Annotated in this window: 17 protein-coding genes; 10 read left to right on the top strand and 7 right to left on the bottom strand. The window is 48.1% G+C overall.

Annotated elements, in window-relative coordinates; all coding sequences use genetic code 11:
• Nucleotides 1-4: 4 nt before the first annotated feature.
• Nucleotides 5-2125: a bifunctional 23S rRNA (guanine(2069)-N(7))-methyltransferase RlmK/23S rRNA (guanine(2445)-N(2))-methyltransferase RlmL gene (gene rlmKL / locus OK023_RS06075; RefSeq protein ID WP_317697521.1), complete on the bottom strand. Its 2121-nt coding sequence runs from the start codon at nucleotides 2123-2125 to the stop codon at nucleotides 5-7.
• A 103-nt stretch (nucleotides 2126-2228) separates the two neighbouring features.
• Here rlmKL and OK023_RS06070 point away from each other — a divergent pair, with 103 nt between their 5' ends.
• Entirely contained in the window at nucleotides 2229-3332 is a 1104-nt protein-coding gene (locus OK023_RS06070) for a YcbX family protein (RefSeq protein ID WP_317695913.1), read from the top strand.
• Between the two features lie 6 nt (nucleotides 3333-3338).
• On the opposite strand, the gene OK023_RS06065 is transcribed toward OK023_RS06070, so the two are convergent.
• Nucleotides 3339-3887, bottom strand: a complete 549-nt coding sequence (locus tag OK023_RS06065) for a cell division protein ZapC (protein ID WP_317695911.1) — start codon at nucleotides 3885-3887, stop codon at nucleotides 3339-3341.
• A gap of 158 nt (nucleotides 3888-4045) precedes the next feature.
• On the bottom strand, nucleotides 4046-5056 hold the full coding sequence (gene pyrD / locus OK023_RS06060; protein WP_317695908.1) for a quinone-dependent dihydroorotate dehydrogenase: 1011 nt from the start codon (nucleotides 5054-5056) through the stop codon (nucleotides 4046-4048).
• A 456-nt stretch (nucleotides 5057-5512) separates the two neighbouring features.
• Here pyrD and ssuE point away from each other — a divergent pair, with 456 nt between their 5' ends.
• Genes ssuE through ssuB form a run of 5 tightly spaced genes read left to right on the top strand, consistent with a single transcriptional unit; the run spans nucleotide 5513 to nucleotide 9823 of the window.
• Nucleotides 5513-6091, top strand: coding sequence for an NADPH-dependent FMN reductase (gene ssuE / locus OK023_RS06055; RefSeq protein ID WP_317695906.1), 579 nt, complete (start codon nucleotides 5513-5515; stop codon nucleotides 6089-6091).
• Nucleotides 6088-7083, top strand: a complete 996-nt coding sequence (locus OK023_RS06050) for a sulfonate ABC transporter substrate-binding protein (protein ID WP_411569393.1) — start codon at nucleotides 6088-6090, stop codon at nucleotides 7081-7083. The genes ssuE and OK023_RS06050 overlap by 4 nt, the downstream gene beginning before the upstream one ends.
• 15 nt (nucleotides 7084-7098) lie before the next feature.
• Nucleotides 7099-8247: an FMNH2-dependent alkanesulfonate monooxygenase gene (gene ssuD / locus OK023_RS06045; protein ID WP_317695901.1), complete on the top strand. Its 1149-nt coding sequence runs from the start codon at nucleotides 7099-7101 to the stop codon at nucleotides 8245-8247.
• An 11-nt stretch (nucleotides 8248-8258) separates the two neighbouring features.
• On the top strand, nucleotides 8259-9053 hold the full coding sequence (gene ssuC / locus OK023_RS06040; RefSeq protein WP_317695899.1) for an aliphatic sulfonate ABC transporter permease SsuC: 795 nt from the start codon (nucleotides 8259-8261) through the stop codon (nucleotides 9051-9053).
• The gene (gene ssuB, locus OK023_RS06035; RefSeq protein WP_317695897.1) at nucleotides 9050-9823 is read left to right on the top strand and encodes an aliphatic sulfonates ABC transporter ATP-binding protein; all 774 of its coding nucleotides are present in this window, start codon (nucleotides 9050-9052) and stop codon (nucleotides 9821-9823) included. The genes ssuC and ssuB overlap by 4 nt, the downstream gene beginning before the upstream one ends.
• Nucleotides 9824-9857: 34 nt before the next feature.
• On the opposite strand, the gene pepN is transcribed toward ssuB, so the two are convergent.
• Entirely contained in the window at nucleotides 9858-12473 is a 2616-nt protein-coding gene (gene pepN, locus OK023_RS06030; protein ID WP_317695894.1) for an aminopeptidase N, read from the bottom strand.
• 400 nt (nucleotides 12474-12873) lie between these two features.
• Between pepN and pncB the strand changes: the two genes are divergently transcribed.
• The 4 genes from pncB (at nucleotide 12874) to OK023_RS06010 (ending at nucleotide 18736) form a co-directional block, all read left to right on the top strand.
• The gene (gene pncB, locus OK023_RS06025) at nucleotides 12874-14079 is read left to right on the top strand and encodes a nicotinate phosphoribosyltransferase (protein ID WP_317695892.1); all 1206 of its coding nucleotides are present in this window, start codon (nucleotides 12874-12876) and stop codon (nucleotides 14077-14079) included.
• A 413-nt stretch (nucleotides 14080-14492) separates the two neighbouring features.
• The gene (gene asnS, locus OK023_RS06020; RefSeq protein WP_317695889.1) at nucleotides 14493-15893 is read left to right on the top strand and encodes an asparagine--tRNA ligase; all 1401 of its coding nucleotides are present in this window, start codon (nucleotides 14493-14495) and stop codon (nucleotides 15891-15893) included.
• Nucleotides 15894-16196: 303 nt separating this feature from the next.
• The gene (gene ompC / locus OK023_RS06015; protein WP_317695887.1) at nucleotides 16197-17300 is read left to right on the top strand and encodes a porin OmpC; all 1104 of its coding nucleotides are present in this window, start codon (nucleotides 16197-16199) and stop codon (nucleotides 17298-17300) included.
• A 245-nt stretch (nucleotides 17301-17545) separates the two neighbouring features.
• A complete protein-coding gene (locus OK023_RS06010; protein WP_317695882.1) occupies nucleotides 17546-18736 on the top strand; it encodes an amino acid aminotransferase in 1191 nt (396 codons plus the stop codon).
• Nucleotides 18737-18818: 82 nt separating this feature from the next.
• Here OK023_RS06010 and OK023_RS06005 read toward each other — a convergent pair whose 3' ends face one another.
• The 3 genes from OK023_RS06005 to ldtD form a co-directional block, all read right to left on the bottom strand.
• Nucleotides 18819-19451 (bottom strand): MBL fold metallo-hydrolase, encoded by a 633-nt coding sequence (locus OK023_RS06005; RefSeq protein ID WP_317695879.1) that lies wholly within the window; start codon nucleotides 19449-19451, stop codon nucleotides 18819-18821.
• Between the two features lie 69 nt (nucleotides 19452-19520).
• Nucleotides 19521-20069: a YcbK family protein gene (locus OK023_RS06000; RefSeq protein ID WP_317695876.1), complete on the bottom strand. Its 549-nt coding sequence runs from the start codon at nucleotides 20067-20069 to the stop codon at nucleotides 19521-19523.
• 173 nt (nucleotides 20070-20242) lie between these two features.
• Nucleotides 20243-22102: a L,D-transpeptidase gene (ldtD, locus tag OK023_RS05995; RefSeq protein WP_317695874.1), complete on the bottom strand. Its 1860-nt coding sequence runs from the start codon at nucleotides 22100-22102 to the stop codon at nucleotides 20243-20245.
• Nucleotides 22103-22303: the final 201 nt, after the last annotated feature.

Below are 22303 nucleotides of genomic sequence, written 5' to 3'. Positions count from 1 at the left end.
GTAATTATTTCCCTTCGCCAGCGTGAGTTAACAGCCAGCAGTTGTGGATCTGACGGTTACGGGCAAAATCTTGTGACAGCGTCTGAGCTGTAATCTCCTTTGCCTGTAGCCCAAGCATGTTCAAACCAACCCGGTCCATCTGGAAACCGCGTTTGTTATTGGAAAACATGATGGTTCCATTACGACGCAGTAACCGTTTCAAATCTTTCATCAGTGCCAGATGGTCACGTTGCACATCAAAAGTGTTCTCCATCCGTTTGGAGTTGGAGAAGGTTGGCGGATCGATAAAAATTACATCAAACTGTTCATCAGCATTGCTCAACCATGACAGGCAATCTGCCTGTATCAGTCTGTGTTGTCGGCCCGTTAACCCGTTAACTCGCAGGTTCTTCTCTGCCCATTCAAGGTAGGTACGCGACATATCCACAGTGGTAGTGCTACGCGCGCCGCCCAGCCCAGCATGAACGCTGGCAGTACCGGTATAAGCGAATAGATTAAGGAAGTCTTTGCCTTGGCTCATTTCGCCAAGCATACGGCGAGCAATACGGTGATCGAGGAACAGACCGGTATCAAGATAATCGGTCAGGTTGACCCACAGTTTGGCATTAAACTCCTCCACCAGCAGGAATTCGCCCTTCTGCGCCAGTTTCTCGTATTGGTTTTTGCCCTTCTGACGTTCACGCGTTTTCAGTACCAACTGGTTTGAAGGCAGTTCCAGCACCGCTAGGGTAGCATTGATCACATCAAAAAGGCGTTGGCGTGCTTTTTGCGCGTCGACAGTTTTAGGTGGCGCGTATTCCTGTACCACCACCTTGCTGCCATAGCGATCCACCGCCACGTTATATTCTGGCAAGTCAGCATCATACAGGCGGTAACATTCAATACCCTCCTGTTTCGCCCACTTATCAAGCTTTTTCAGATTTTTGCGAAGTCGGTTGGCGAAATCCTCTGCTACCTGCACACCTACAGAACCTTGCGGGTTTTCTGCCAACTGATAATTTTTTTGGACGCAATCCAGCGGGCCGTTCTTTGCTTTGAACTGGCGTTCTGCACGCAGTTGCAGGCAACTTAACAGTTCAGGAGAAGCGCTGAACAGCGAAAGCTGCCAGCCACCGAAGGCGCTTTTCATGATGCGCCCCAGCATGTTGTGTAACGCAATCAGCGCGGGTTCACTTTCAAGGCGTTCACCATACGGCGGGTTGCTGACCACTGTTCCCACTGGACCTTGTGGTAATGGATTGGCCAGTTTGCTGACATCGTTCACATTAAAGGTGATCAATTCCGCCACACCTGCACGACGAGCATTACCCCGGGCCATTTCGATCACCCGGCGATCGATATCTGAACCAAAGAAACGCGAAGGGGTTTCTTGCAAACCTCGACGAGCCCGTACCTGCGCTTCAGTGATCACTTCACGCCACAGTTCAGCATTATGGCCGCTCCAAGCAGTGAAGCCCCAGTGATGACGGTGCAACCCAGGTGCTCGGTCTGAAGCAATCATCGCAGCCTCAATCAATAGCGTACCGGAACCGCACATCGGATCAAGCATTGGTGTTCCGGGTTGCCAACCAGAGCGCTGCACAATGGCTGCCGCCAAGTTTTCCTTCAACGGTGCCTGACCGGTGAGATCGCGATAACCGCGCTGGTGCAAGCCTTCACCACTCAGATCGAGCGCTACGCTGGCCATATCGCGTTGCAGGAAAACGTTAACACGAATATCAGGCTGCTGTTTTGCTACTGTTGGCCGCTGTTCCAACTTGCGGGTGAAGCTGTCAACAATAGCGTCTTTTACCTTCAATGCGCCATATTGGCTATTGCGGATCTCTTCGTTGACGCCGCTGAAGTGAACGGCAAAAGTTTTATCAACGGCAAATATGGCCGGCCAGTCAATGGACTGGACGCCAAGATATAGATCCAGATCGCTGTGCACGCGAAATTCGTTCAGCGGCAGCAGAATACGTGAGGCCAGTCGGCTCCATAGCAAGCTTTGGTACAGAAGACGATCGTCACCCTGGAAATGTACGCCACCCTGCACCACTCTGCAGGCGTGAGCGCCAAGCTGCTCCAGTTCGCTTTTTAACAGTTCTTCCAGTCCACGCGCCGTGCTGGCAAACAGAGAGTTCATATCGTACTTATCACCAAAAAGAAAATCGTTGCGCATTATAGCTAATCCAGACCGCTTGTCATAAAGTTGCACCCTTCTATTTCATCATCGTTTGGAGGCAGAAGTGTTCACGCTTTCCCGACTCTATGTTCATCCAGTCAAATCTTTACGGGGTTTACAGCTTTCCCACGCTCAGGTTGCCAATCACGGTCTGGCGTTTGATCGCACTTTTATGATTACAGAGCCTGACGGCACTTTTATTACCGCCCGTCAGCACCCGCAGATGGTGCTGTTTACCCCTGCATTACTCGCAGATGGCCTATTCCTAACGGCACCAGATGGTGAAAGTGCCACTATCCGCTTCAATGATTTCGCTGCTGATGGGCATCCAACAGAAGTTTGGGGCAACCATTTCACCGCATTGATTGCACCAAATGAAATCAACGAATGGCTCAGTGGCTATTTCCAACGACAAGTACAGTTGCGCTGGGTTGGGGAAACATTGACTCGCAGAGTCACAAAGCATCCAGAAATTCCACTTTCGTTTGCCGATGGCTATCCGTATCTGTTGATTAATGAGGCGTCATTCCAGGATCTACAGCAACGCTGCCCAAGCAGCATCAAACTAGAACAGTTTCGACCTAATATTGTGGTAACGGGAGCACCCGCCTGGTCAGAGGACAGTTGGCAAGTGATCCGCATCGGTAATGTGATGTTTGACGTAGTTAAACCCTGTAGCCGCTGCGTATTGACGACTGTCAGTGCCGAACGTGGTCGCAAGCATCCAAATGGTGAACCATTAAGTACACTGCAAGGGTTCCGGACAGGCGATAACGGTGATATCGACTTCGGCCAAAACATGATTGCACGCAATAGCGGGATCATTCGCGTTGGCGATCGGGTTGAGGTTCTTTCGAGCAAACCAGCTCGACCTTACCGCGCTGGTAAAATCGTTGGAACGCTTAGTGTACCGCAGGACACGAGCAATAACGTCACTATTGAGTATCAAGGGAACTCATTTACCGGTAATAACCAGCAAATTTTGTTGGAACAACTGGAACAACAGGGCATACGTATCCCTTATTCCTGCCGCGCGGGTATTTGCGGCAGTTGCAGGATAACGTTAACGGAAGGCAAAGTGGTAGCATTAAAACAAAGCGCAATCGAGGCAAACGGCACGATCCTTTGTTGCAGTTGTATTCCTAAAAGCGATTTGAAACTGACATAAATCGGCCTAGACTGCCCTGTCGTAAACCAGGGCAGAAAGTTCATCGCTAACAAAGGGTTTTAGACGATCGTGCATCACTTTTATCGCGTCCCCAAGTTGCATAGTACGGCCAGCTAACACTAACTGATTTTGCGCCAACAAGCATAGACTGGCATTATCACCAGCATCAACGACCAGCAAACACACGTTTTCTCCATTCTCCGTTACCTTAACCGAGACCAACTCACCCTTTTTTGGCTGTAGAGAATAGTGTTGTTGGGCAAAATACCAGCTTTTAGGCATCAACGGTTTGAGGAAACGAAAGGCCACTAACGCATTTAATACCAGTTCGGAACGTTGTTCATTACTGAGCTTTATCTGCTTACACTGTTCTTCATAATCAAAATAAAGTGCTGCATCATCAACACAAAAAGCACATTCATCGAACGCATCGGGAGTTAACATTTTTGCCGAAAAGCGCGAGCGGAAGATCATACCATTCGCTAAATCAAGCATCAGCCTATCGTGCTCGGCGTCAAAATACCAACGCCAATTATCGTCAGGTTTTATCTTCATATTTCTTGTCCTTCTCGCCACATGCCAACACTATACTAACTAAAAGGTGATTTTATCACCAAAAAACCATCTAAACATTCAGTTAATTCTGTAAACGAACAAAATATAGACGAGCTGGGTGTATAAATAAACCCCCAGCTCGGAATGGAGGGAAAATATTATATATGGGTAACGATATCTTTAACCAAACGTGGGCCGTGGTAGATAAATCCTGAATAAATTTGCACCAGGGTTGCCCCCGCATCCATTTTTTCCCGAGCCGCTGTGAGAGAATCTATTCCCCCAACGCCGATAATCGGTAAACGTCCTTGTAGTTCCTGTGACAAGCGGCGGATCACTTCTGTACTCCGCGACTGAACCGGACGGCCACTTAATCCTCCTGATTGCTCGCAATAATTCAAGCCCTGGATCAATTTACGCTCAAGGGTGGTATTAGTTGCTATGACTCCATCTATATTGTGGCGGACCAGACTATCGGCTATTTGGATCAACTCTTCTTCAGAAAGATCTGGCGCAATCTTTACCGCAATCGGCACATATTTATGATGGCGAGTGTGTAATTCTGCTTGTCTATTCTTAATTGCGGCTAAAAGATCGTCCAGCGCTTCACCATACTGTAAGGATCGTAATCCTGGAGTATTAGGTGAAGAAATATTGATCGCGATATATCCAGCATATGGATAAATCTTATCCATGCAGGTCAGATAATCGTCTTTCCCCTGTTCTACCGGGGTATCTTTATTCTTGCCGATATTAATCCCAATAATGCCACCGAAATGGGATTTTTTGACATTTTCAACCAGATTATCCACACCATGGTTATTGAAACCCATGCGGTTAATCAAACCTTCGGCTTCAACAATTCTGAATAAACGTGGTTTGTCATTCCCCTGCTGTGGACGTGGCGTAACGGTGCCTACTTCTACGAAGCCAAATCCCATAGCCCCAAAGGCATCAATGCACTCTCCGTCTTTATCAAGACCAGCTGCAAGACCTAATGGGTTTTTAAACGAGAGCCCCATGCAGTTTACCGGTTTGGCCGGTACAGACTGGCGGATAAGAAACTCTAATGGCGTACCTATGATACGGCGGAGTTGGCTGAAAATTAATTCATGCGCACGTTCAGGATCGAGCTGGAACAACGCTTTCCTGATGATCGGGTAGTACATGTACTCTCCTTATTTCCCGGTTATGCCATCGCCCTTCAAGCCGCTGAGGGAGGGTTGGCAGAGTTACTCGGTGAGCCTCACCCCCTTCGGGGAAGCTGCAAGCAGCGTTCAAATCTGCTCCCGGCAGATTTGTAACTCACCCCAGTCACTTGGTTTACCTAGTTTCTGAGGCTTCACATTAGTTGCCGCTTACCCGCAACTCGAAGTGACTTGGGCAGGGTTGCAAACCGGGGGCATATTATCCGGTATCGCCTCGCTAATTGGAATTGATTAAAGATAAAAAAGCGCGTTGAAGACAATCGTTTTCTTTTGAACGCCATGCCCCACGCCTTTCCTTATTTATGCATATCAAAATCAAAAATTGAGATTTAAAAAAAGTGCCCCTTTGCTGTTAGCTTTAAAACACTTGGTGAACGTAATCTTAAAATTGATAACTTTTTGTTATAAGGAGTAGCAATGCGCATTATATCCCTCGCTGGCAGTCCACGAATCCCCTCTCGTTCCTCTGCACTGTTAACGCTAAGCCAACGCTGGTTGCAGCAACAGAATATTGAAGTGATTTCTTATACCCTGCACGATTTTCCTGCCGAAGACCTACTGCTCGGCAATTTTAACAGTCCTAGCGTAAAGACTTTCACCGCAAAACTGGCCACTGCCGATGGTTTGTTGATCGCTACGCCTGTCTATAAGGCCTCATTCTCTGGCGCATTGAAAACGTTGATCGACCTGCTACCTGAACGGGCATTAGAGCATAAGGTGGTTTTACCATTAGCCACCGGGGGATCTATCGGCCATATGTTGGCCGTGGATTATGCATTAAAGCCGGTACTAGCGGCGCTGAAGGCGCAAGAGGTATTGCAGGGTGTTTTCGCCGATGACAGCCAAATCATCCTTGAAGGTGAACAAACCACGCTTTCTGACGGGGTGGCGATACGGTTGGAAGAGGCTTTGGAGGCTTTCTATCTGGCACTTAACCGCCGTAAGCCATCTGTATTAAAAACCCCACTCAATCTATTGACCCGTCAAACAGCATGAAGACCGTAAAGGAAATACTGATGTCTCTATCCTTCACTTTTCTTCGTGGGCTGAGCACACTTGTACTAACCACGATAGTAATGTTAGTACTGAGTAATAGCGCCACAGCGCAGGATCATTATCCTGCCCAGTTCCGCATCGGGTATCAAAAAGGCTCCGTTAGTCTGGTACTCACCAAGACTCACCAGTTATTGGAGAAACGCTTTCCAGCCACCAAAATTAGTTGGATTGAATTCCCTGCTGGCCCACAAATGCTTGAGGCTCTCAATGTCGGTAGCATTGACCTGGGCAGTACAGGCGATATTCCACCCATCTTTGCTCAAGCAGCAGGGGCAGACCTGTTGTATGTTGGCGTAGAGCCGCCAAAACCCAAGGCCGAGGTGATTCTGGTCGCTGAAGACAGTGCGATTCGCAGCGTTGCCGACCTGAAAGGCCATAAAGTCGCATTCCAGAAAGGTTCAAGCTCACATAACCTGTTATTACGAGCCCTGCAAAGGGAAGGGTTGAAATTTACTGATATTCACCCCGTTTACCTGACACCCGCAGATGCAAGAGCCGCGTTCCAGCAACAAAACGTTGATGCCTGGGTTATCTGGGACCCCTACTATTCTGCCGTGTTACTGCATGGTGGAGTGAGGGTGCTGGCTGATGGTACTCAGTTGAACCAAACCGGCTCCTTCTATCTGGCTGTCCGCTCTTACACCGAATCTAATGGCCATTTTATTCAGCAGGTACTGGAGGTGTTGACACAAGCTGATGCACTGACACTCAGTGCCCGAGAGCAAAGCATTACTTTGTTGGCCACAGCCATGGGATTGCCGGAAGCCGTGATTGTCAGCTATCTGAGCCACCGCCCACCAACCACCATTACCCCCTTGAGCCAAGCAGCTATTGCTGCTCAACAGAAAACTGCCGACCTGTTCTATGAGAATCGGTTAGTTCCTGTGAAGGTGGATATTTCACAACGCGTCTGGCATGCAGCCACACAATAATCAGGAGAGCTTATTATGAGTATTAATGTGTTCTGGTTTTTACCCACCCACGGGGACGGACATTATCTGGGCAGTACTGAAGGAGCTCGCGCAGTCGATCATGGCTACCTGCAGCAAATTGCGCAGGCCGCTGATCGGCTTGGATTCGGTGGGGTACTGATCCCGACGGGACGCTCATGCGAAGACTCTTGGTTAGTCGCAGCATCGCTGATCCCCGTTACGCAGCGACTAAAATTTTTGGTCGCGCTTCGTCCAGGGATCCTTTCCCCAACTCTCGCGGCAAGGCAGGCGGCCACGCTCGATCGCCTTTCCAACGGTCGTGCATTGTTCAATCTGGTGACCGGCGGCGATCCCGAAGAGTTAGCAGCAGAAGGGCTGCATCTTAATCATGCGGAACGATACGAGGCCTCTGCCGAATTTACGCACGTTTGGCGCAAAATCATGGAAGGTGAAACCGTGGATTTTGCCGGCAAACACATTCATGTCAAAGGAGCCAAGCTGCTATTCCCACCGGTGCAACAACCCCGCCCTCAGCTGTACTTTGGGGGTTCCTCGCCGGCAGCACAAGAACTGGCCGCTGAGCAGGTTGAACTTTATCTAACTTGGGGAGAAACACCTGCACAGGTGAAAGAAAAAATCGAAGCAGTACGTGCTAAAGCGGCCGCAAAAGGAAGAAAGGTGCGTTTTGGCATTCGCTTGCACGTTATTGTGCGTGAAACCACAGAGGAAGCATGGCGAGCAGCCAATCGTTTAATCGCCAATTTGGATGAGCAAACCATAGCCGATGCACAAAAAGCGTTCGCACGTTTCGACTCTGTCGGTCAGCAACGCATGGCGGCACTCCATGGTGGTAAGAAAGATAACCTGGAAATAAGCCCTAACCTGTGGGCTGGAGTGGGGCTAGTGCGCGGTGGTGCAGGTACTGCATTGGTGGGCGATGGGCCAACAGTTGCGGAGCGTATTCAGGAATACGCCGATCTGGGCATCGATACTTTTGTACTCTCAGGTTACCCACATCTTGAAGAAGCCTATCGTGTTGCGGAACTACTATTTCCACATCTTGATCTGGCCGCCACAGAGATACCCACCCAACGGCATACAATTAAGCCACAGGGTGAAGCCATCGCCAATATTTACGTTCCACAAAAAGTATCACAAAGCTAGGGAGGATAACGATGACAATCGGTGCACAACGTATTCTGCAACAGATGGCCCCTTGGACATTGCCAGTGGTGTTGGTGATCTTCTGGCAACTTGCGGTTGAGGCAGGTTGGTTGTCTAACCGCATCTTACCGGCCCCCAGTACCGTAGCAAGTGCATTTTGGGCGCTGACCAAAACTGGCGAGCTGTGGCAACACCTGAGTATTAGCAGTTGGCGCGCACTGATTGGCTTCAGTATCGGTGGCAGCATCGGATTAGTATTGGGCCTCATCACCGGTTTGACCCATTGGGGAGAAAAATTACTCGATAGTTCGGTTCAGATGATCCGAAATATTCCGCACCTCGCACTCATCCCACTGGTGATCTTGTGGTTCGGTATTGATGAATCGGCAAAAATATTCCTGGTTGCTCTTGGTACCCTATTCCCTATCTATCTGAACACTTATCACGGCATCAAAAATATCGATCGTGGCCTGTTAGAAATGGCACGGAGTTACGGATTGAGAGGCTTTCGCTTGTTTATCCACGTTGTTTTACCTGGGGCGCTGCCTTCCATCATGGTCGGTGTGCGTTTCTCTCTCGGGTTTATGTGGCTGACTCTGATCGTTGCCGAAACCATTTCCGCCAACTCTGGGATTGGTTATCTGGCCATGAATGCACGTGAATTCCTGCAAACCGATGTGGTTGTGGTTGCCATCGTTCTGTATGCCCTGCTTGGCAAACTGGCGGACGCCAGTGCGCAATTACTTGAGCGTCTATGGCTACGCTGGCATCCGGCTTATCAATTGAAATCTGGAGAAGCACCATGACAGTTCCGACTCGCCTCGTACAGGGAACCCCCATCACCTTAGAGTCTATTGCCAAACGTTATGGCCAGCGTACCGTTTTGGACAATTTAGAACTGAGGATCACGGCAGGCCAGTTCGTTGCAGTAGTCGGCCGCAGTGGCTGCGGAAAAAGCACTCTACTGCGTCTTCTCGCTGGATTGGAAACCGTCAGTGAAGGAAAATTGCTGAGCGGTAACGCGCCACTGAGTCACGCTAAAGATGATACACGGCTAATGTTTCAGGATGCACGTTTGCTTCCCTGGAAGAGGGTGATTGATAACGTGGGACTTGGCTTACGTGGAAACTGGCATGATAACGCACGACAAGTTCTAGCCACAGTCGGATTGGCAGAACGTGCTAACGAATGGCCAGCGGCATTATCCGGTGGACAAAAACAACGTGTGGCATTAGCTCGCGCGTTGATTCACCGCCCACGGCTCTTATTACTGGATGAACCACTGGGTGCATTAGACGCATTAACACGTATTGAGATGCAAGGGCTGATTGAAGATCTCTGGCAGCAACATGGTTTCACTGTTCTACTGGTCACCCATGATGTCAGTGAAGCTCTCGCCTTGGCAGATCGAGTACTCCTGATCGAGAATAGCCAAATCGGGCTAGATTTGGCCATTGATTTGCCGCGACCTCGTCGTAAAGGATCAACAAAGCTGGCAGAACTGGAAGCGGAGGTGTTGGAAAGAGTAATGTCACCACAACGGGCCATTAATATTTCCAACCGGCGAGCCAATTAAGCAAGAGGGACGGTAAATGCCGTCCCTCTTGCTTTTACGCGCCTAACGCCTTAACGATCTTCTCGTAGAGATCACCAGACAGGTTTTCCAAGCACTTCAATTGTTCGAGTGCCTGGCGCATCAAGGTTTGCCGAGAGGCATCATAGCGCTTGAGCCGGATCAATGGTTCAATCAGACGCGCAGCAACTTGCGGGTTACGCTGGTTAAGCTCGCTAAGGATCTCCACCAGGAACTGATAACCACTGCCATCTGCCGCATGGAATGCAGACGGGTTAGCTGAAGCAAACGCGCCTATCAGTGAACGAGTACGATTGGGGTTGCTGAGACTGAAAGAGCGGTGTTGCAGCAAAGTACGTACGTTATCAAGCACTTTCGCAGCAGGGCTGGTGGCTTGCAACATAAACCATTTATCCATCACCAAGCCATCATGATGCCAACGCTCATCAAACTCTGCCATCAACACATCACGGCAAGGCAATTGCGCCGCTACTGCAGAAGTCAATGCCGCCAGCGCGTCAGTCATGTTATCAGCCTGGTGGAACTGTTTTGCCACCAATGTATCAGCCATTGTCACATCACCAAAGGCCAAATAGTGGAGGCAAGTATTACGCAGCGAGCGCTTAGCTATATCGCGATGTTCAACGCGATAACCGTCAATTTTATTGGCGTGATATACGGCCAACCATTCGTCAGCCATCTCTTCTGCTAAACAACGCGTGATTGATTCATGCACCGCTGCGATCGCGTCAGGATCGATAGTGGTGAACAATTCGGCTATTTCTGTTTCCGAAGGCAAAGTGAGGATCTGTGCCGCCAAAGCAGGATCCAGCTTTTCATCCAACAGCACAGTGCGGAAGGCATCGGTTACGTGAAGTGGCAACGTCAGCGGCTGTTTCTGCTGATAATTGGCTACGTTCTGTTTGATATAAATTGCCAGTAAGCTTTGCGCCGCATCCCAACGGGAAAACTCGTTACGCGCGTGTTGCATCAGAAAAGTCAGCTGTTGATCGCTGTAAGGGTAATCCAGCTTCACCGGCGCGGAAAACTCACGCAATAACGAAGGCACAGGTTTGTGTGCAATGCCATCGAATACAAAAGTCTGTTCAGTTGCAGTAACATTGAGGACGTTATTTATCGGCGAACCTTCTTTCTGCAAAGCAATCACATTGCCTTCGCTATCATAAAGTTCAATATCAAACGGAATATGCAATGGCAACTTTTCTTGCTGATCTGCGGTCGGTTCCGTCTTCTGACTGACATGCAAGCAATATTGTTGACGCTCAGCGCTGTAGTCATCACGAACCGTCAGCACTGGTGTACCTGACTGGCTGTACCAACGACGAAACAGCGAAAGATCGACATTAGAAGCATCTTCCATCGCCTGTACAAAGTCATCGCAGGTTGCCGCACTGCCGTCGTGACGTTCAAAATAGAGCTGCATTCCCGCCTGAAATTGTTGTTCTCCCAACAGGGTATGCATCATGCGGATCACTTCCGAACCCTTTTCATAAACAGTCAAAGTATAGAAGTTATTCATTTCTATAACTTTATCTGGACGAATAGAGTGAGCCATCGGACTGGCATCTTCGGCAAACTGCGCGCCACGCATGATCCGCACATTATTAATACGATTAACGGAACGGGAACCCAGATCTGAACTGAACTCCTGATCGCGGAATACTGTCAGGCCCTCTTTCAGGCTGAGCTGGAACCAGTCACGGCATGTGACACGGTTGCCGGTCCAGTTATGGAAATATTCGTGGCCAATCACCGATTCGATATTCAAGTAGTCTTTATCGGTTGCCGTTTCCGCTTTTGCCAAGACATATTTCGAGTTAAAAATATTTAACCCTTTGTTTTCCATTGCCCCCATGTTGAAGAAATCCACGGCGACAATCATATAAATGTCCAGATCGTATTCCAGGCCAAACCGGGTTTCATCCCATTTCATCGAGTTTTTCAGCGAAGTCATGGCCCAGTCAGCACGGTCTAAGTTGCCACGATCAACAAAAAGCTCTAACGCGACTTTTCTGCCCGAACGTGTGGTGAACGTATCGCGGAGAACATCAAAGTCACCAGCAACCAGTGCAAACAAGTAACTCGGTTTCGGGAAAGGATCCTGCCATTTGACCCAGTGGCGTCCATTTTCCAGTTCCCCTTGGGCAACACGGTTACCATTTGAGAGCAGGAAAGGGTAAGGGGCCTTATCGGCCACAATGCGGGTGGTAAAACGGGCAAGTACATCTGGACGATCCAGATAATAAGTGATGTGGCGGAACCCTTCAGCCTCACATTGCGTGCATAGCGCCTCGCCAGACAGGTATAATCCTTCAAGCGCGCTATTTTTGGCTGGGTGAATATCATTCACGATGGTGAGAGTAAATTGCGCAGGTAACTGTTCAACGACCAGCTGGTTATCTTGTTGCCGGTAGGTACTCCACGGCTGCCCATCGACTTGAATACTCACAAGCGTCAAATCATCCCCATAGAGGATTAGTGGAACGTCAGTTCCTCCTTGACGTTTGAACTGGCTGACGGCAGTGACGCGCGTAGTTTCTGCATCCAGTTCAAAATCCAAATCGATGTCTGTAATGGTGTAATCCGGTGCACGATAATCGTGGCGAAACTTCGCCTGTAGCTGTTGTGTCATAAAAAACCTTTGAAGTCTCGGTAAGTGGCAGGTCGTAAGATTTGAACGTTCTGCCCCATTGCTGGGCCCTGTTCACTGATAGCCCAATCGCCAATAAACTCTATCACAGACATTTTAAAATCCCATAGATCAACCCATTTTATCTAGGTTGTGTTTAAAATAATTAACCTCATAATATTTATCGTTAAATAGACTAAGTAACTAAGTACGTTGGATAATTTAGCTTTTCGTCACTGGCCAAAAAAACCTGAACCCATAAAGGCACGTTTTATTCTCGACCCGTTCCAGTCATTTGTGGTGTCATGAGACTTCAATAACAAGATAATCCGGGTATACTCCCCGCACTTTTTATCATTATCCGGATTTGGACAAGTGCCTGACGAGGATGCTGTAACGCGATATGACTCTATACGCTTCCCCGATTTTGACTTCATTGCTTGATACTGATGCCTATAAGCTTCATATGCAGCAAGCAGTGTTCCATCGCTACCCCGCAGTTACGGTTGCGGCAGAATTCCGTTGCCGCGGCAACGAACTGCTGGGCGAGTATGTCGACGAGATCCGTGCACAGGTGGCCTCGATGGGGCAACTGACGCTAACTGAAGCCGAATTCGACTATCTTTCCGGTCTGCCTTTCTTTCATCAGGATTACCTTAACTGGTTGCGTGATTTCCGTTACGACCCACAGCAAGTCAGAATAGAAAATCACGACGGTATACTACAAATCCACACCGCCGGTCGTTGGTGCGAAGTGATCATGTGGGAAGTGCCTTTGCTTGCCGTGATCAGTGAGGTGGTGCATCGCCACCGCTCGCCACAGGCAACACCAGAAATGGCCATAAACCAGTTGCGCAGCAAGCTCGCACAATTCAAACAGGCCAGTGCGAACCTTGATATATCGCGCTTCAAACTGATGGACTTTGGTACCCGTCGCCGCTTTTCAAAAGAAGTACAACACGCTATCGTCAGTACCCTGAAAAATGAATTCCCTTATCTGGTTGGCACCAGCAACTACGATTTAGCACATCAGTTAGCACTGGCTCCTGTTGGCACTCAAGCTCATGAATGGTTCCAAGCACATCAGCAAATTAGCCCGGTACTAGCCAATAGCCAACTTGCAGCACTTCAAGCTTGGCTTGATGAATACCCCGACCTGCTAGGTGTCGCACTCACCGATTGTATTACTATGGATGCATTTTTACGTGATTTTGGCATCCAATTTGCCCAACGTTATCAGGGGTTACGGCATGATTCTGGCGATCCATTCGAATGGGGTGAAAAAGCCATCGCTCACTACCAGAAACTGGGGATTGACCCAACGAGCAAAACGTTGGTTTTTTCGGACAATCTGGATCTGGATAAAGCATTAACACTGTATCGTCATTTTGATCGGCGCATCAATCTTGTCTTCGGTATCGGTACACGTCTCACCTGCGATATTCCCGGTATCAACCCATTGAACATCGTCATCAAACTAGTGGAATGTAACGGTAAACCGGTTGCCAAACTTTCTGATAGCCCTGGCAAAACCATCTGTCATGACCAAGCTTTTGTAAAAGCATTGCGTAAGGCTTTCGACCTGCCATTGGTGAAGAAAGCCAGTTAATGGCTCAAGCCGGTTACCCTCCCAAAAACCGGCTTCTCTATTTTCTTTCTACTATTATACGCATGCATCAAAGATACCCTGAATTTTTCAAGCTGTGGGAACACAGTAAGTACTATCCGACGTGCCTGACTTCTGCAATCAGGGTGTACACGGCTTCTTCTCTAGCGATAAATGTTGTGCAATTCTGGCGATTTCTGCTTGTGCTCTGCAACGCGGCAAGTAACATAGCATTATCCCCAAATTCTTGGGTTGTTATCCCCTATGGATTTCAAGTTGTTGCCACGCAGCCTGTTCATTCTTGCTCTAATACTTGATTCTGTTTAATGGCAGGGACGAGTGCAGATAACAATGCTACAGCTTGAAAATGACGGGTTATGGCCATTTCTGAACCAAAACTTACAAGAGAGAAATCTATGAGCGTAGTGCCTGTAGTCGACGTACTGCAAGGTCGTGCCAGGGTTGGCAGTGAAGTCACCGTGCGCGGCTGGGTACGTACCCGGAGAGATTCTAAAGCCGGTATCTCCTTCCTCGCCGTTTATGACGGTTCCTGCTTTGATCCGTTACAGGCCGTCGTTAACCATTCTCTGCCGAATTATCAGGATGAAGTTCTGCACCTGACAACGGGCTGTTCTGTTGAAATTACCGGTACAGTGGTGGCATCTCCAGGCGAAGGCCAGAGTTTCGAACTGCAGGCAACTTCAGTCAATGTTGTCGGTTGGGTTGACGATCCCGATACCTACCCGATGGCGGCTAAACGCCACAGCATTGAATATCTGAGAGAGGTAGCCCACCTGCGCCCTCGCACCAACCTGATCGGTGCAGTAGCACGTGTTCGCCACACACTGGCGCAGGCAATTCACCGGTTCTTTCATGAAAACGGGTATTTCTGGGTTTCCACTCCACTGATCACGGCTTCTGATACTGAAGGTGCTGGCGAAATGTTCCGCGTGTCCACATTAGACATGGAAAACCTGCCACGCACCGATAAAGGTAATGTCGATTTCAGCCAGGATTTCTTTGGGAAAGAAGCCTTTTTGACCGTATCTGGTCAACTAAATGGCGAAACCTATGCCTGCGCACTGTCTAAAGTCTACACCTTTGGCCCAACCTTCCGTGCCGAAAACTCTAACACAAGTCGCCATCTGGCAGAATTTTGGATGGTCGAACCAGAAGTCGCCTTCGCGACCCTGGACGATGTTGCCAATCTGGCTGAGAGTATGCTGAAGTATGTGTTCCAAGCAGTGCTTGATGAACGTGCTGATGATCTGCAATTCTTCGCTGAACGCGTAGATAAAGATGCGATTGAACGACTGAAACGTTTTGTGTCTTCCGATTTTGCTCAGGTCGACTATACAGAAGCCGTCAATATCCTGCTTGCTTCTGGTCAAACCTTCGAGAACCCGGTTTCTTGGGGTATTGATCTTTCATCTGAACATGAGCGTTACCTTGCAGAAAAACACTTCAAGGCACCAGTGGTCGTCAAAAACTATCCTAAAGATATCAAAGCCTTTTATATGCGTATGAACGAAGACGGCAAAACCGTAGCAGCAATGGACGTTCTGGCACCCGGCATTGGTGAAATTATCGGTGGTTCACAGCGTGAGGAACGTCTCGACGTACTCGACCAACGTTTGCAAGAAATGGGCCTGAACAAAGAGGATTATTGGTGGTATCGTGACCTCCGTCGTTACGGCACCGTACCACATTCAGGGTTTGGCCTAGGCTTTGAGCGTTTGATTGCTTATGTAACCGGGGTGCAAAACGTTCGTGATGTTATCCCATTCCCACGCACACCACGTAATGCAAGCTTCTAATCAATAAATTAGAACAACTTTTAAGTCACCATTCTATAAATTTAAAGGCCAGCTTAGCTGGCCTTTAGCGTTTTTTATTATTGACCAATGTCACAAAGTTCCCTACAATTTACAAATTGTAACATATAGTTTCTTCCTGAAACTCAAATACGACATTAGTATCATTTTCGCTCTAGATTAACCTGCTCGTGAGTGGAACACTGCGTGCAGACACAGGACGACACCAATCTATCAATAATAGTTCCAAAAGAATTATTGGCGGCAGTGGCAAGGTGTCCGAATAACACAATGAGGGTAATAATAATGATGAAGCGCAATATTCTTGCAGTAGTAATCCCAGCTCTATTAGCAGCTAGTGCAGCAAACGCAGCAGAAATCTACAACAAAGACGGCAATAAACTGGATGTTTACGGTAAAGCTGCTGGGTTGCATTACTTCTCTAACAACGATGGCGATAATGGCGACAAGTCCTATGTTCGTTTCGGCTTCAAAGGTGAAACTCAAATTAATAGCGAACTGACCGGTTACGGCCAGTGGGAATATAACTTTGCTGCTAATCACGCAGAATCTCAAGGCACCGAAGGCAGCAAAACTCGTCTGGGCTTCGCTGGTCTGAAGTTTGCTGATTACGGTTCAGTCGACTACGGTCGCAACTATGGCGTACTGTATGATGTTGAGAGCTGGACAGATTTACTGCCAGAGTTTGGTGCTGATACTTACACCAAAACCGACAACTTCATGACTCAGCGTGCAAACGGTGTTGCTACTTACCGTAATAAAAACTTCTTCGGCATGGTAGATGGCTTGAACTTTGCCCTGCAGTACCAAGGCAAAAATGAAAGCGAAGGCCGTAAGCTGAAAGAGCAAAACGGTGACGGTGTCGGTGTTTCATCCACCTATGCAATTATGGACACCGGCATTAGCTTAGGTGCAGCATACTCTTCTTCCAACCGTACTGTTGGTCAGAAAGATTTGTCGACTGCAGGTGGTAATGTTGCCGATGCATGGACCGTTGGCGCTAAATACGATGCTAACAACGTTTACTTGGCAACCATGTATGCAGAGACTCGCAACATGACGCCATATGGTGACAAAAACAGTCCTTTCAATGTGGCGAACAAAACCCAGAACATTGAAGTTGTAGCACAGTACCAGTTCGACTTTGGCCTGCGTCCATCAATCGCTTACCTGCAGTCTAAAGGTAAGGATCTGAACACCGTTTATGGCAACGATAAAGACCTGGTTAAATACATTGATGTTGGCGCTACTTATTCCTTCAACAAAAATATGTCTACCTATGTTGATTATAAAATCAACCTGTTGAACGAAAACGACTCTGACTTCTACAAAGCTAACGGTATCGCTACTGACAATATCGTAGCCACCGGTCTGGTTTACCAGTTCTAAGTTGTTGGGCTGAATGACGATTTGTCGTCATTCAGCTGGTGAAAAAACAGGGCCTCCGCCCTGTTTTTTCATTTTATGTACCATTTTTTTATCCTGCAAAACGCCTGTTCCCCATCATTTTTTGTGCCTAATCTGCCACTATAACTAGATCGATGTCTTTTTCTTACAAACTGTTGGCAAAAGCAACAACTGGCGCTACCCTGATGCTTCTGTCTGCTTAACTCTAGGCCATGGAAGCATTTGACATGTTTGAAAAAATCATCGCTGCACCTGCCGATCCAATTTTGGGTCTGACTGACATTTTCCGCGCGGATGACCGCCCGAATAAAATCAACTTAGGGATAGGCGTCTATAAAGACGAAACCGGTAAAACACCGGTACTGACCAGCGTAAAAAAAGCTGAGCAGTGGTTGCTGGAAAATGAAAGTACCAAGAACTATCTCGGCATCGAAGGTATCCCCGAGTTTGCCAATTGTACGCAAGAACTATTGTTCGGTAAGCAAAGCCCTATCATTACCAATAAACGTGCGCGTACTGCACAAACGCCTGGCGGTACAGGCGGCTTGCGGGTCGCGGCAGACTTTATTGCCAACCAGACCAAAGCCAAACGCATCTGGATCAGTAACCCTAGCTGGCCAAACCATAAGAACGTATTTGGTGCCGTTGGCTTGGAAGTTCTAGAATATGCCTATTACGATGCCGAAAACCACTCGTTAGACTTCAACGGTCTGTTGAATAGCCTGAAAGAAGCTCAGGCTGGTGATGTAGTGTTATTCCATGGCTGCTGTCACAACCCTACCGGTATCGATCCAACTGAAGAACAATGGACACAGTTGGCTGAACTGTCTGTCACTAATGGTTGGCTACCGTTGTTCGACTTTGCGTATCAAGGCTTTGCCAAAGGCCTGGAAGAAGATGCTCAGGGCCTACGCATCTTTGCAGCAAAACACAAAGAACTGATCGTTGCCAGTTCCTACTCCAAGAATTTTGGTCTATATAATGAACGTGTCGGTGCCTGTACCGTAGTTGCAACTGATGCAGAAAATGCCGATCGTGCTTTCAGTCAGGTCAAAGCGGCTATTCGTGCCAACTACTCTAATCCTCCTTCTCACGGAGCCGCGGTGGTTGCAACCATTCTTGGTAACGAAGCGCTACGCGCTATTTGGGAGCAGGAACTGACCGATATGCGCCAACGTATCCATCGTATGCGTCAGTTGTTTGTTAACACTCTGCAAGAGAAAGGTGCAAAACAAGACTTCAGTTTCATCATAAATCAGAACGGCATGTTCTCTTTCAGCGGGTTGACCAAAGAGCAAGTTCTACGTCTGCGCGATGAGTTTGGCGTTTATGCCGTCAATTCTGGCCGTATTAACGTAGCAGGCATGACCCTAGACAACATGGCACCACTATGTGAAGCCATCGTTGCCGTCCTGTAAATTGAACGACATTTATTGAAAAGGGGCGTTAATGCGCCCCTTTTAGTTTTCTAACGTCCGTACCCTGTTACCTGGGAACGGATCATTCACGCAGGAAAGGGTTGTTTTGACGCTCAATGCCAAAAGTAGACATAGGACCATGCCCCGGAATAAAGGCTATATCATCGCCCTGAGGCAGCAGTTTTGTCTGAATCGAATTGATCAGGGCCTGGTGATTGCCGCGAGGAAAATCGCTACGACCCACTCCACCGCTAAATAAAACATCACCAACCAAGGCTAAACGCACTTTTTCGTTGATAAATACAACATGCCCTGGCGTATGACCAGGACAATGCAGCACTCGCAGTAATACATCCCCAATCTGCAGCGAATCCCCTTCATCCAGCCATTGTGTTGGTGTAACAGGTAAACATTCTTCAAGCCCAAACATACGGCTTTGAGCTGGTAAACCTTCAAGCCAGAAAGCATCTTCTTTGTGCGGTCCGTAGATCGGTACCTGATAATATTCCGCCATTTCAGCGGCTGCGCCGACATGATCAAGATGACCATGCGTGAGCAGGATCTGGCTGATCTGCACACCTTTCTCAGCAACTTGTGTCTTCAGTTTTTCAGGGTCTCCGCCAGGATCAACCAACGCAGCCTGCTTTGTGTTATCGCACCAGATAAGCGTGCAATTTTGGCTAAACGCCGTTACAGGAATAATATGATAGTTCATAAAGCTCCAACCACAACAACACCACACTCATAAAGCGTGGTGTTGTTCACTCACGGGGGTACACAATAATTACCAGGTCCGCACAGGTCCGGTATCGATATGCACAAAATTACTACGTGGATAATATCCTACACCACCCGCACGCATTTTTAACGCTGCCTTACGGATATTATTCAATTGGATACCTTCGATATGGAAATCCATTGCCTGACCTTTGGTGTGATAACTCTTTTTGGCCACCCCACGTTTGTGCTCACGCATTTCGTTATTAGTGTCAATGGAGCGATAGCCAGAGATCAACTGCACCGGTTTAGTGGTTCCAAGCAACCCTTGCAGGCGATAGAGATGCTCAAACAAACGCGGGTCAATAGTCTTTGTCTTGTTAGCACGGTAGTCACGGAAAAGATAGTTCAAACGGGCCAACTCTTCTCTATTGTAACCTCTGCCGTCAAAAAACTCGGCTTTGATAGACTCACCAGTATTCAAATTATTTAGCACCAAAATACGAGGGCGAGCAGTAGAAAGACTGGCGAGCGACGGCCTTGGGAGCAGCGCGATACCCATGACAGCGCTACCTAGCGTAAGCCATTTACGGCGGTGAAAATCGATTTTATCCATGGTACTTTTAAATCCAGCAAGAAAATCAAAGAACGTGCAAAAATTTGCGCACTTGTTGAACAATAACCGTCTGCGTATTCTGAGTCAACCCATGATGTGCTTAGACTGACTCGCACTCGCTGAAAACGGGCTGCTAGAGCCCGACATTTAATCTTCTATGCTATATGGAATGACTACATTTTTTTCATCAATTTCTCAGCCTGAGCCAAGATTTGTAAACCTGACCTCACAGTGAGATCATAATCGTAAATATCTGTACGAAACTGTGGCTTGCCATCCTCAGCAACCCAGGCTGTCAGATAATAAAGCTGGACTGGGATATGTTGACGAACATTTACATACGTCGTGTTGCCCTCTTTCAGGGTTGAAGATAAACGAGCATTATTCCAGCCAGCATCCTGAAGCAACATATTGGCTAAATCAGAAGCTTTGTTGACACGCACGCAGCCAGAGCTCAACGCACGAATATCCTTTTGGAACAAACCATGGTTTGGGGTATCGTGCAAATAGATAGCATCAGAACTTGGCATATTGAATTTGAAACGCCCCAGCGAATTACTTGCTCCTGGTGCTTGTTGGATCCGATAAGGAAAATTACGTGGAGAAATCACATTCCAGTCAATCATTGAAGGATCGATAACTTCTGCACCATTGCTCCAATCAGAAAACACACGATAACCATGCCTTTGAAAATAACCAGCATCGTGCCTCGCCTTGGGTGCGATATCTTCGCGTATCAGTTTGGTTGGCACGTTCCACGGCGGGTTAACAACCACATTATTCAGCGCGCTACTCATTAAGGGAGTTTTGCGGCTAGGACGCCCAACGATCACCCGTGAAGATAGCACCTCATTGCCGTTTAGGTAATAAGTTAACGAGTAATTAGGGATGTTAACCATAATGCCAGTATCAACATGGCCAGGTAAAATCCGCAGCCGCTGAATATTTAACGCCAACAGCGATGCACGTATTTGTGGAGAAACGTTCATCCACTCACGCGTTCTCGGACCTATAACACCGTCTGGTGTTAATCCCTGCCAAGTCTGGAAGCGTTTGACGCCTTCCACCAAATCATCGGTATAACGATTGTCCGTCACCGAAACATGACTGGCTGGCTGAGGCGGCAAGGGTGCTTCCGGTGCAGCAGGAAGAACGTCCTTAATCGGGATTGCTGATGGACTAACAACCGCACCGGACGTAACTCGATTTTTTTCTTCATCTACCGAAAGGTCGTCTTCAACGGCAGGCCCTGCTGCCACAACGTTGGCCTCATCAGGTTCTGAAGTGCGAGGCGCTACCGCAGGTGTTGCAGCTAACATACCGGTGCGCGTAAGGATCTCACGCAGAGCAGGAATATCGTCACTGAGTTGACCTGGACGCAGGCTGGTATCACTGAGCAATTGAGGCCAAGGACGTGAATCAGCCAACATCTCACGAAGCACCTGGTGCATTTTTTCATATTGAGGATGCTGTGGAGCCAACGAATTAATATAGGCCAGTGTCTTGCCTTGATGAACCGCAAGTTGCCACTGATTAATAACCGTATAGGCCGGAATGCTTAACTTGTACGGAACATTATTATACAACCAGTTATTTCCATTGGCGCTAATAGATGAGACAAACTGCAAGTAACCCAGCATGGCATCAGACAACACGATATCTCGCGCCTTATCGGTAATTGCTGGGTCCGTCAACCATTTTACCCATTGTGTAAATTGTGGTTGTACACCTGAAATAGCCAGTTCGGCAAGTTGCTGCTGAAATTGCAGAACGGCTTCGTGGTCTTGCCACATCGGTTGCATCTGGTTCGAAGCATACAGCGATGCCAAGGTAGAAATATAATGCGGCACAACGCTTTTCGGCAGCGCCTCAAGTAAAGTATCACGACTCTGCACAACAGACATGTTGGAAGAGGATGACGCTACCGATAACGTCGGTACAGTTGCCCATACAGAAAACGGCGCGGCAAAACCACAAGCGATCGCACAACTTAATGCCAAACGTCGAACTGAGTTTCCATTTTTAAGCAACATCCCTTGCCCCCTGTAGGCTCACGAAAAATACTACAAAGCTATTAACTAGTTTTAGTATACAAACAGAATGGTGCTTTTGCGTCACCGCGACCAACTGCTCAATCCATTTCTCGACCAGTAACCCCACTGGTAAAAAACAAGCCTCCCATCCTCGTAGTACAAAAAAGTAGCCACCACAGGGCGGCTACTTTTAGGTTAATA

This window comes from Serratia sp. UGAL515B_01 (assembly GCF_033095805.1).
Taxonomy (GTDB): Bacteria; Pseudomonadota; Gammaproteobacteria; order Enterobacterales; family Enterobacteriaceae; genus Chania.
The sequence above is the reverse complement of the archived record's forward strand: the minus strand, read 5'-3'. Positions and strand labels throughout refer to the sequence as shown.

Bases quoted from the DNA above. Each gene is read 5' to 3' on its own strand.
- rlmKL (WP_317697521.1), bottom strand. From the start codon at position 2,125: ATGAACTCTCTGTTTGCCAGCACGGCGCGTGGACTGGAAGAACTGTTA.
- OK023_RS06065 (WP_317695911.1), bottom strand. From the start codon at position 3,887: ATGAAGATAAAACCTGACGATAATTGGCGTTGGTATTTTGACGCCGAG.
- pyrD (WP_317695908.1), bottom strand. From the start codon at position 5,056: ATGTACTACCCGATCATCAGGAAAGCGTTGTTCCAGCTCGATCCTGAA.
- ssuE (WP_317695906.1), top strand. From the start codon at position 5,513: ATGCGCATTATATCCCTCGCTGGCAGTCCACGAATCCCCTCTCGTTCC.
- OK023_RS06050 (WP_411569393.1), top strand. From the start codon at position 6,088: ATGAAGACCGTAAAGGAAATACTGATGTCTCTATCCTTCACTTTTCTT.
- ssuD (WP_317695901.1), top strand. From the start codon at position 7,099: ATGAGTATTAATGTGTTCTGGTTTTTACCCACCCACGGGGACGGACAT.
- ssuC (WP_317695899.1), top strand. From the start codon at position 8,259: ATGACAATCGGTGCACAACGTATTCTGCAACAGATGGCCCCTTGGACA.
- ssuB (WP_317695897.1), top strand. From the start codon at position 9,050: ATGACAGTTCCGACTCGCCTCGTACAGGGAACCCCCATCACCTTAGAG.
- pepN (WP_317695894.1), bottom strand. From the start codon at position 12,473: ATGACACAACAGCTACAGGCGAAGTTTCGCCACGATTATCGTGCACCG.
- pncB (WP_317695892.1), top strand. From the start codon at position 12,874: ATGACTCTATACGCTTCCCCGATTTTGACTTCATTGCTTGATACTGAT.
- asnS (WP_317695889.1), top strand. From the start codon at position 14,493: ATGAGCGTAGTGCCTGTAGTCGACGTACTGCAAGGTCGTGCCAGGGTT.
- ompC (WP_317695887.1), top strand. From the start codon at position 16,197: ATGATGAAGCGCAATATTCTTGCAGTAGTAATCCCAGCTCTATTAGCA.
- OK023_RS06010 (WP_317695882.1), top strand. From the start codon at position 17,546: ATGTTTGAAAAAATCATCGCTGCACCTGCCGATCCAATTTTGGGTCTG.
- OK023_RS06005 (WP_317695879.1), bottom strand. From the start codon at position 19,451: ATGAACTATCATATTATTCCTGTAACGGCGTTTAGCCAAAATTGCACG.
- OK023_RS06000 (WP_317695876.1), bottom strand. From the start codon at position 20,069: ATGGATAAAATCGATTTTCACCGCCGTAAATGGCTTACGCTAGGTAGC.
- ldtD (WP_317695874.1), bottom strand. From the start codon at position 22,102: ATGTTGCTTAAAAATGGAAACTCAGTTCGACGTTTGGCATTAAGTTGT.